The organism is Pantoea sp. UBA7232 (genome assembly GCF_002473195.1).
Classification (GTDB): domain Bacteria; phylum Pseudomonadota; class Gammaproteobacteria; order Enterobacterales; family Enterobacteriaceae; genus Pantoea; species Pantoea eucrina.
Genome location: NZ_DKTK01000009.1, coordinates 287,748 through 297,350, shown reverse-complemented (window position 1 = coordinate 297,350; position 9,603 = coordinate 287,748). Strand labels below are relative to the sequence as shown.

The window sequence follows — 9,603 nt, the reverse complement described above, 5'->3', positions numbered from 1 at the left end:
GTCTTTACATTCGCCTGGCAGCTGCGGACAGACACGCCACTGACAGACTAGCCTGATTAGTTTTAACGCTTCAACCCCAGGCAGGGCATCCACGCGATCTCTTTTGGGTTTGACCTCTCTTGATCCCCGTCCTAAGAGCGGAGGCTAGGGAGAGAGGGCTCTAAGCAGGTTATTAAGCTGCTAGTGCGTAGTTTTCGTCGTTTGCGACTATTTTTTTGCGGCTTTTTACGAGGCAAACCGCCCCTCGGCATGCACCTTGGGTTTCGCGAATCCCGTCGAATCCAGAATCAGCCCCAAGTTCTAAAACTGTAGCGCAAATCTATAAAAGAATCCAGTGCTTAACGGCTGGCGCTCTTCATAATTCGTGCTTTATCCATCTTCCACTCGCGATCTTTGATATCAGAGCGCTTATCGTGCTCTTTCTTACCGCGTGCGACGCCGATTTTGAGCTTGGCCCAGGCGTTTTTCCAGTAGAGCGAAAGCGGTATGATGGTATAACCGTCGCGGTTAACGCTGCCAAACAGTGAAGCGAGCTCGCGCTCTTTCAGCAGCAGCTTACGGGTGCGCGTAGGGTCGCATACCACGTGCGTTGAAGCACCGATCAGCGGCTGGAACGTGGCGCCGAACAGAAACGCTTCGCCGTCGCGCAGCATGATATAGCTTTCGCTGATATTGGCTTTACCGGCGCGCAGTGCTTTAACTTCCCATCCCTGTAACGACAGACCCGCTTCGAACTCCTCTTCGACGAAGTATTCGTGGCGCGCGCGTTTGTTGAGGGCAATGGTGGCTGAACCGGGTTTGTGAGCTTTTTTCTTTGTCATAGTGCGGCGTAGTCTACATTACTCAGTTTGTGGGCGCATCCCCATGTCCTGCGGGGCGGTAAAAAACATCCTATTTTAGCACAGCTGGCAAAAGCATGAATTTTTGTTTAATGGCCTAAAATGGTACAATTCAATGGTTTTGTGACCAACAGGAACCCTTATGGCTCAGATTAGCCGCTCAGCGCTGGTCCCCTATAGCGCTGCACAGATGTACCAGCTTGTGAATGACGTGGATGCCTATCCTGAATTTCTTCCTGGCTGCACCGGCAGTCGCGTGCTGGATAACAGCGGTCATCAGATGACCGCTGCGGTCGATGTCTCAAAAGCGGGCATCAGTAAAACCTTTACCACGCGCAATACGCTGACTGACAACCAGAGCATTCACATGCAGCTGGTTGACGGCCCGTTCCGTAAGCTGACCGGCGGCTGGAAATTTATCTCGCTGGGTGATGACGCCTGCAAGGTTGAGCTGAGCCTCGACTTTGAGTTCACCAATATGCTGGTTGAGATGGCATTCGGGCGCGTGTTCAAAGAGCTGGCAAACAGCATGGTGCAGGCGTTTACCCAGCGTGCCAAAGAGGTCTATCGTGACTGAGATCCGCGTGGAGGTAGTTTATGCGCTTCCGGATAAGCAGTATCTGCGTGAGGTTACGCTGGAGCAGGGCGCCACGGTAGAGCAGGCGATAGAGGCATCGGGCCTGCTGCAGCTGCGCCGCGATATCGATCTGGCGCAGAATAAAACCGGGATCTTCAGCCGGCCGGTTAAGCTTGGTGACACGGTTGAAGAGGGCGATCGGGTTGAGATCTACCGGCCACTGATTGCCGATCCGAAAGAGCTGCGCCGCCAGCGCGCTGAGCGTGCCGCGGTGAAAAAGTAGCTGACGTTAAGCATTAAAAAAGGCGCCCCGGGCGCCTTTTTTATTGTCATCAGCTTAACTGTTTTTCTGACCCGCGAGCCGCGGCTTGTTATCAATATTCGTCAGGACACCGCTGCGATCAAACGTCAGCGTCAGCGTCTGCTGCTTCACGCGCTCGTGACCAGGCTCCTGGCGGAAAATGTAATACCAGACGTTGCTGCCAAAGGGATCGTGCATCATCGGGGTGCCCAGCGTATAGGCCACCTGCTGCTGCGTCATGCCGGTGTGGATCTTGGCGACATCGTTGGCGGCCAGGTAATTCCCCTGATTGATATCCGGACGATAGACAACGCGCTCCAGCGTGGAGCATCCGGCGGTTGTCATCAACATTACCACTGCCGCAGCAGTCAGCGTCTTAAAGCGCATCTGTACATTCCTTTTTTCGGGCCAAACGCCTTTCAGCAGGCAGTTTTGTTGCCATTACATTCTGAACTCTGCACGCGGCAGGCTTTTATTATGGCGATATCACTGCCGATGATAATAGACCTTTTCCCGGTTGGGAACCTCTACAGAGCATGCATATGACCATCAGGCCGGAAAAAAGTGCGGTCTCAGGCTGCTAAAAGTTCTTTGGCGTTCGCCAGCGTGTTACGCGTGACTTCGCTGCCGCCCAGCAGACGAGCCAGCTCCTGCAGACGTGACCGCTTATCCAGCGGCTGCATATGCGTTTCCGTCATCGCGCCGTCGGTCTCTTTGCTGACAAAGAAGTGCTGATGACCGCAGCCCGCAACCTGTGGCAGGTGCGTGACACACATAACCTGCGTCGATTCGCCCAGCTGACGCAGCATCTTGCCCACTACAGCAGCCGTCGGGCCGCTGATGCCAACATCCACTTCGTCGAAAATCATGGCCGGGGTTTCCATCTTCTGCGCGGTGATCACCTGAATAGCGAGCGCAATACGCGACAGCTCACCGCCAGAGGCGACTTTACCCAGCGGCTGCAGCGGCTGGCCCGGGTTAGTTGTCACCCGGAAATCGATGCGGCTGGCACCTTCGGCGGTGAGCTGATCGGGATTAAACTCCAGCACAATCGCAAATTGCCCGTGCGGCATCGCCAGGGTGCGCATGCTTTGCGTAATGAGATCGCACAGCTCCTGAGCGGATTTTTCACGCTGATGATGCAGCGCTTCGGCGCAGGTGATAGCGGCTTTGTGATGCATTACCACGTCGTGCTGCAAACTCTCCTGATCGCTCTCCTGCTGCGACAGCAGCTCCGCCTCTTCCAGCAGCTGCTGATGCAGGGCCGGCAGCGCTTCAGGCGCAACGTGATGCTTGCGCGCCAGTGCAATCTGCCGCGACAGGCGCTGCTCCAGCTCGTAAAGACGGTTAGGATCAAGATCGAGGCGTTCGCAGTAGTGACGCAGTTCGTCGCTGGCTTCGCTCAGCTGAATCGCCGCTTCTTCCAGCAGGTTAAATACGCCGCTGACTTTATCATCCAGCGAGACCAGCTCGCTGAGCATGTTGCGGGCGCTGTAGAGCAGGCTCTGCAGGTTGGTATCTTCACCGTCGGCAAGAATATGCAGCGCCTGCTGGCTGGTAGAGAGCAGCTGTCCGCTGTTAGCCAGACGCTTGTACTCTTCATCAATCTGCTCATATTCACCCGCCTGCGGGGCAAACTCATTCAGCTCTTTCAGCTGATACTGCAGCAGCTCGCGGCGCGCTTCACGCTCCTGCGACTGCTGCTGATGCTGCGCCAGCACACGGCAGCTGTGATGCCAGCGCTGGTAGTGCTGACGCATCTCCGTCAGCAGCCCGTCATGCGCCGCGTAAGCATCGAGCAGATGCTTCTGGTGATCGGTTTTCAGCAGCAGCTGATGCGCGTGCTGACCGTGGATCTGAATCAGCAGCTGGCCCAGCTCGCGCAGCTGTGAGAGCGGTACGGCCGTGCCGTTGATGAAGCCGCGCGAGCGACCATCCGCGCTGATAACGCGACGCAGCAGGCACTCATTACCGTCATCCAGCTGATTATCAACCAGCCAGCGCTGCGCTGACGGCGATAATTTCAGCTGAAAGCGGGCACAGATATCAGCCCGGCTTGCGCCCTGACGCACCATATCCGCTTCCGCCCGTCCGCCGAGGCAGAGGCCCAGCGCATCAATGGCAATAGATTTACCTGCGCCGGTCTCACCGGTGATCGCTGTCATACCGCGATGAAAGTCGATCTCAAGCTCACGAACGATTGCGAAGTTACTGATGGTCAGTTGTGCCAGCATACAATCACCTGTATAGAAAAACAGATATGGTTTTTCGTACAGTATAAACTGGTTTTTTAACCAGTAAAGTAGCCAGCACTGATTTCTAGAACAATTTTTTCGACCAGCCGAGTTTTGAGCTTAATGTGTTGAAGTAGTTATAGTTTTTAGGATGAATAAGATTAAGGTGGCTGCTGCTGCGCCGGATCAGCACATCTTCACCCTCCTGAATCGGCAGGGCAATCTGGCTGTCGCAGCTGATCTCCAGATCGCTGCGCAGCGAGGAGAAGCGCAGGCGAATGGTACTGTTGCTGTTGATAACCAGCGGACGCGACGACAGCGTGTGCGGGAACATCGGCACCAGTACAATGGCATCAAGCGAAGGGGTAAGGATAGGTCCGCCTGCGGAGAGCGAGTAGGCGGTGGAACCGGTAGGGGTGGAGATAATCAGGCCATCGGAACGCTGAGAAAAGGCGAACACTTCGTCGATATAGACCTCAAACTCAATCATATGCGCCACTTTTCCCGGATGGAGCACCACTTCATTGATGGCGCTGCCAATACGCGGCGAGCAGGTATCGCGGCAGACCTGCGCCTCAAGCAGAAAGCGGCTCTCGACAAAATAGTCGCCCTGAAGAACATCATCCAGCTGCTGCTGCGCGTTATCCGGATCGAGGTCGGTCAGGAAGCCCAGATTGCCACGGTTAATGCCAATCACTTTAATGTCATAGCGTGCCAGCACTCTGGCTGCGCCCAGCATATTGCCATCGCCGCCGACCACCACGGCCAGATCGGCCTGCTGTCCTATTTCCGCCAGCGTGCCGGTTTTGACATCGGTTAAACTCAGCTCGCGCGCAATCTGCTGTTCGACAATCACCTCGTATCCCTTATCGGTCAGCCAGCGCCAGAGCATCTCATGGGTGGTCAACGCGGTTGGATGGCGCGGATGACCCACGATCCCGATGCAGCTAAAGTGTGTGTTCATGTGGCGGGTATTCCTCATAAGCCAAAACGGCCTGGCAATGTGATGGGTTCACTTGAAACCGTCAAACTGATCCCCATAATAAGCCAACCAGCGAAATGAATGTGCAAAACGCGGAGAAATTCATGAGTAGTAAAGAACAGAACACCCCAAACGAGCAAGTCTCAGACGAAATTCAACAGGATCAACAGCCGGCGGACGCGGAGACAGCAACTGAGGTGGATCCGCGTGATGAGCGCATTGCGCAACTGGAAGCGGAGCTTACCCTGGCGCAGGGTGGCGTGCGTGAAGCGCAGCTGCGTGCGCAGGCGGAAATTGAAAACATCCGTCGCCGTGCAGAAATGGATGTCGAAAAAGCGCATAAATTTGCGCTGGAAAAATTTGCCAACGAGCTGCTGCCAGTGATTGATAGCCTGGAACGCGCGCTGGAAGTGGCTGATAAAGAGAACACCGGGCTCGCCTCAATGATTGAAGGCATCGAGCTGACGCTGAAATCCCTGCTGGGCGCCGTGCGCAAGTTTGGCGTTGAAGTGGTGGGCGACACCCACGTGCCGTTTAACCCGGATCTGCATCAGGCGATGTCGATGATGGAATCGGATGAGGTTGAGCCGAACCATGTACTGATGGTAATGCAGCGTGGCTATACCCTGAATGGTCGCCTGCTGCGTCCGGCCATGGTGGCGGTCTCTAAAGCCAAAGCCTGAGCAGAGTAGTACATCATAACGGCCGCCCTGACGCGGCCGTTGTTGTTTCAGGGCAGTACCGGCGTCCAGTCGATCGGCGTTTCTCCTGCCTTACTGAGCAGCGCGTTGGTCTGTGAAAAGTGCCGGCAGCCTAAAAAGCCGCGGTGCGCAGAGAGCGGGGAGGGGTGGGGCGCTTTCAGCACGTGGTGACGCTGCGCATCAATGATGCTGCCTTTCTTCTGCGCATGCGATCCCCACAGCAGAAAAACCACGCCCTCACGGTGCGTATTGATGGCATCAATCACCCTGTCAGTAAACGTCTCCCAGCCAAGCCGCGCGTGCGAGTGTGCTTTGCCCGCCTCAACGGTCAGCACCGTATTCAGCAGCATTACCCCCTGCGTGGCCCAGCTCTCCAGAAAACCGTGCTGCGGGCGCTGAAAGCCGTCGATATCCTGTTCAAGCTCTTTATACATATTAAGCAGAGAGGGCGGGATGGCCACGCCAGGCAGCACCGAAAAAGCCAGGCCGTGCGCCTGATTTGGCCCGTGATAGGGGTCCTGACCCAAAATCACCACCTTGATATCGCCCAGTTCTGTCAGTTTAAACGCGTTAAACACATCTTTCTGTGGCGGATAAACGGTCACGCCCGCGGCCCGCTGCTGCGCAACCGCCTGCAGCGTCTCTTTGAAATAGGGTTTCTCTTTCTCATCTGCCAGCACATCGTGCCAGGTCAGCTTGTCACTCATGGTTAACTCCTGCCGCTAGTTTTCCTTAGCTTAGCTGCTTCAGCGCGGGAGCAGAAGGATTAACCCCGCCGTTTCAGCTTGATGCAGGTCAAGGCGCTGGCAGCGTCCCGGTGATATACCAGCCTGTCTATCTGTCAACGGCGTTCAGAGACAGAACGCCCCTTTCTGGAGATCGCTATGATTACCGGCATTCAAATTACCCAAACCCATAACCCGCTGCTGCTGAACTCATTCTGGCTGCTGGATGAAGAGGCGGGACAGGCGCGCTGTCTGTGCGCCAGAGGCCTCTATGAGGAGGATCAGGTGGTTGCCCTGAGCGAGCTGGGCGAGATGGCGTATCGTGAAGTGCCCCTGGAGCAGAAACCGCAGGTGCGCGTTGAGGGCGGACAGCATCTTAACGTCAACGTACTGCAGCGGGAGACACTGGAGGACGCGGTTAAGCATCCCGAAAAGTATCCGCAGCTGACCATTCGCGTATCTGGTTATGCCGTGCGGTTTAACGCCCTGACGCCCGAGCAGCAGCGCGATGTGATCACCCGTACCTTTACAGAGAGCCTGTAACTGAAGCAGCGATGAAAAGTTGCCCATGCTGCAGGTCAGCGCGGAAGCGGCCCGGAACCCGGGCGCTGTTTGAAAGGCGCCCTTTACCGGGGTTCGCGCTGACCTGCATGGCAGTGGCACGTAAAGTTCACAAAAAGTAAAAAAAAAGCGCCGGTTCAGGCGCTTTTTTTACTGCGGTGACGTTTTATTCCGCACCAGACTCCGGTGTGGTCGATCCGCTTGGCTTGCGGCGTTTACCGACGTTTTTAGTGTCGCGATGACGTTTCTTCACGCGCGGCTTTTCGTCTTCTTTCTCTTTCTTCTCTTTGCGTTTGGCAAGCGCCTTTTTCGACGGCTTTCCGGTGACTTTAGCACTCGGCGCACGCGATTCAGGACGCAGCTCATCAATCACGCGCGATTTCAGCGGCTCATTAACGTAGCGGCTGATTTTACCCAGCAGAACGTGATCGTGCGCTTCTACCAGCGAGATGGCGATCCCTTTGCGGCCGGCACGGCCGGTACGGCCAATGCGGTGCAGATAGGTATCTGCCGTACGCGGCAGGTCAAAGTTGATCACGTGAGTCACGTCATCAATATCGATACCGCGCGCCGCAACGTCAGTGGCAACCAGCACATTGACGCGACCGTCGTTGATGCGTTTAATCGCTTCATTACGGTTCGCCTGTACCATCTCACCTTCGAGGTAGCTGCTGCGCAGGCCCGCCTCATGCATCCAGGTTACCAGCTCGTGCAGACGTTCACGCTTGCGCACAAACACAATCGCACGCTTCACTTCCGGCTGCTTTAACAGGTGCACCAGCAGTTTGGTTTTGTGCTCAAGGTTATCAGCACGGTAGTACCACTGCTGAATGCGCTTGCGTTCGCTTTTGCTCGGGTCGGCTTCAATCGCGACCGGATCGTTGAGCAGGCGTTCAGCAAAATCTTTGATGTGCTCGCCTTCCAGCGTGGCGGAAAAGAGCAGCGTCTGTTTGCGCCAGCGCGTCTCACCGGCGATGGTCTCGATATCCTGGGCAAAGCCCATATCGACCATGCGGTCCGCTTCATCGAGAATCAGTGTTTCTACCGCGCGGCAGTCAAAGTTCTCTTCTTTGATGTACTGCAGCAGACGGCCGGTGGTCGCCACCACAATATCCTGGTTTTCGCTGAAGACTTCAGCGTGGTTCATATAGGCAACGCCGCCGGTGATTGTGGCGATATCCAGATGGGTATGCTTCGCCAGCTCACGCGCCTGATCGGCCACCTGCATCGCCAGTTCGCGGGTAGGGGTGAGGATCAGGATACGCGGCGGACCCGACTTCTTACGCGGGAAGTCCAGCAGATGCTGTAATGCGGGCAGCAGATAGGCGGCGGTTTTCCCCGTTCCGGTGGGTGCCGAACCTAACACGTCACGGCCTTCCAGCGCGGCAGGAATGGCTTCAGCCTGAATGGCCGTCGGGCGCGTGAAGCCTTTTTCCTGCAGGGCATCCAGCAGGCTTTCGTCGAGTTCGAGTTCGGAGAATGTGGTTACTGTCATGTTCTACCTCAGTTTGGGGCGCTGATTATAGACAGATCGGCCGCAATCTTCATCTGTTTGTGTTCATCAGGCGCAGATGAATTCATTGTGCGACCACGTTACACTCTCGCCAGATAACAATTCAATGGCCGAAAGCATGTCTCAGTACCAGCCGCCAGCACGGGCGACATTAAGAAAAGATGGGTTTACGTTTAAACAATTTTTTGTCGCACACGATCGCTGTGCAATGAAGGTTGGCACGGATGGCGTGCTGCTGGGAGCGTGGGCGCCAGTGGCCGGGGCGCGGCGTATTCTGGATATTGGCTGCGGCAGCGGGCTTATCGCTCTGATGCTGGCGCAGCGTACGCCGCAACAGGTTACGCTGGATGCGGTTGAGCTTGATAGCGAAGCCGCCGCGCAGGCGCAGGAGAATGTGCAGGCGTCGCCGTGGGCCGCCCGTATCAGCGTGCATCAGGCCGATATTCTTAACTGGAGCCGCCAGTGCGAAAAGCGCTACTCGCTGATCGTCAGTAATCCGCCTTTTTTTGTGCCCGGCATGGCCTCGTCCAGCGCAGCACGGGACGCGGCGCGCAGCACCGCCACGCTCGATCACGCCGCGCTGCTGCAGTGCGCGGCGCAGCTTATCGAAGAAGAGGGGCTGTTTTGCGTGGTGTTGCCGGTGGATAGCGGCGAGGCGCTGGTGCAGTTCGCCCGCGCCGATGGCTGGCATTTGCGGCTGCGCTACGACGTCGCGCCTTACGCACAGCGGCCGCCTAACCGGCTGGTGCTGGGCTTTTCACCTGCGGCCGGGGAGCTGATACAGGAGCGGCTGGCGATCCGCAATGAAGATAAAAGCTACTCCGCTGACTGGCTGAGCCTGGTGACAGACTTCTATCTTTTCCGCTGAGTATTGGCTGTCACCATACTGCAGCAGCGGTCGCGATCTGTCGTTACGTTCGCGGGATCCCTGCAGCATCTTGTTGCAAAGTGGCGGATTTTGCGCGCTGCCGTCAGCTATGCTGAAAAGAAGAGTAATAAAGATGAAAAAGAGATCGCCTTACGCTACTCTGCCAGCACCGATCGGCACTGCATAAGCTATTGAAAGCGGGTCAGCCGCTACGTCATAACGGGTTGCAATGCCGCGACGAAAAAACAGGTCGTAGTGAACTTCAGGCCAGAACAGAACTCAAAGCGCATGCTTGCTCACGG

The 9,603-nt window shown here is 56.3% G+C and carries 11 protein-coding genes and 1 other RNA gene (1 of these 12 cut by a window edge); 5 read left to right on the top strand and 7 right to left on the bottom strand.

Annotation, left to right across the window (positions count from 1 at the left end; genetic code table 11):
* Positions 1–295: a transfer-messenger RNA gene (ssrA, locus tag B4056_RS11325) on the bottom strand; it reaches 142 nt to the left of the window's first position.
* 43 nt (positions 296–338) lie between these two features.
* Positions 339–821 carry an SsrA-binding protein SmpB gene (gene smpB / locus B4056_RS11320; protein ID WP_065648644.1) on the bottom strand — a complete coding sequence of 161 codons (483 nt, stop codon included), beginning with the start codon at positions 819–821 and terminating at the stop codon, positions 339–341.
* Positions 822–981: 160 nt separating this feature from the next.
* Here smpB and B4056_RS11315 point away from each other — a divergent pair, with 160 nt between their 5' ends.
* Both B4056_RS11315 and B4056_RS11310 read left to right on the top strand, forming a co-directional pair.
* Entirely contained in the window at positions 982–1,416 is a 435-nt protein-coding gene (locus B4056_RS11315) for a type II toxin-antitoxin system RatA family toxin (RefSeq protein ID WP_039379733.1), read from the top strand.
* Positions 1,409–1,699 carry an RnfH family protein gene (locus tag B4056_RS11310; protein WP_094111714.1) on the top strand — a complete coding sequence of 97 codons (291 nt, stop codon included), beginning with the start codon at positions 1,409–1,411 and terminating at the stop codon, positions 1,697–1,699. The genes B4056_RS11315 and B4056_RS11310 overlap by 8 nt, the downstream gene beginning before the upstream one ends.
* Positions 1,700–1,753: 54 nt before the next feature.
* Here B4056_RS11310 and bamE read toward each other — a convergent pair whose 3' ends face one another.
* The 3 genes from bamE to nadK all read right to left on the bottom strand — a co-directional run bounded on the left by bamE (position 1,754) and on the right by nadK (position 4,915).
* Positions 1,754–2,104, bottom strand: a complete 351-nt coding sequence (gene bamE / locus B4056_RS11305; RefSeq protein ID WP_094111713.1) for an outer membrane protein assembly factor BamE — start codon at positions 2,102–2,104, stop codon at positions 1,754–1,756.
* Positions 2,105–2,289: 185 nt separating this feature from the next.
* On the bottom strand, positions 2,290–3,951 hold the full coding sequence (recN, locus tag B4056_RS11300) for a DNA repair protein RecN (protein ID WP_288654771.1): 1,662 nt from the start codon (positions 3,949–3,951) through the stop codon (positions 2,290–2,292).
* 85 nt (positions 3,952–4,036) lie between these two features.
* Positions 4,037–4,915, bottom strand: coding sequence for an NAD(+) kinase (gene nadK / locus B4056_RS11295; RefSeq protein ID WP_065648649.1), 879 nt, complete (start codon positions 4,913–4,915; stop codon positions 4,037–4,039).
* A 122-nt stretch (positions 4,916–5,037) separates the two neighbouring features.
* Here nadK and grpE point away from each other — a divergent pair, with 122 nt between their 5' ends.
* Positions 5,038–5,616, top strand: coding sequence for a nucleotide exchange factor GrpE (gene grpE / locus B4056_RS11290; protein WP_288654770.1), 579 nt, complete (start codon positions 5,038–5,040; stop codon positions 5,614–5,616).
* Between the two features lie 47 nt (positions 5,617–5,663).
* On the opposite strand, the gene ung is transcribed toward grpE, so the two are convergent.
* Positions 5,664–6,341: a uracil-DNA glycosylase gene (gene ung / locus B4056_RS11285; protein WP_094111711.1), complete on the bottom strand. Its 678-nt coding sequence runs from the start codon at positions 6,339–6,341 to the stop codon at positions 5,664–5,666.
* A gap of 177 nt (positions 6,342–6,518) precedes the next feature.
* Here ung and grcA point away from each other — a divergent pair, with 177 nt between their 5' ends.
* Entirely contained in the window at positions 6,519–6,902 is a 384-nt protein-coding gene (gene grcA / locus B4056_RS11280; protein WP_039379718.1) for an autonomous glycyl radical cofactor GrcA, read from the top strand.
* A gap of 184 nt (positions 6,903–7,086) precedes the next feature.
* Here grcA and srmB read toward each other — a convergent pair whose 3' ends face one another.
* On the bottom strand, positions 7,087–8,415 hold the full coding sequence (srmB, locus tag B4056_RS11275; RefSeq protein ID WP_039379716.1) for an ATP-dependent RNA helicase SrmB: 1,329 nt from the start codon (positions 8,413–8,415) through the stop codon (positions 7,087–7,089).
* Positions 8,416–8,551: 136 nt separating this feature from the next.
* On the opposite strand from srmB, the gene trmN reads away from it, so the two are divergent.
* Positions 8,552–9,301: a tRNA(1)(Val) (adenine(37)-N(6))-methyltransferase TrmN gene (gene trmN, locus B4056_RS11270; RefSeq protein ID WP_288654768.1), complete on the top strand. Its 750-nt coding sequence runs from the start codon at positions 8,552–8,554 to the stop codon at positions 9,299–9,301.
* Positions 9,302–9,603 lie beyond the last annotated feature (302 nt).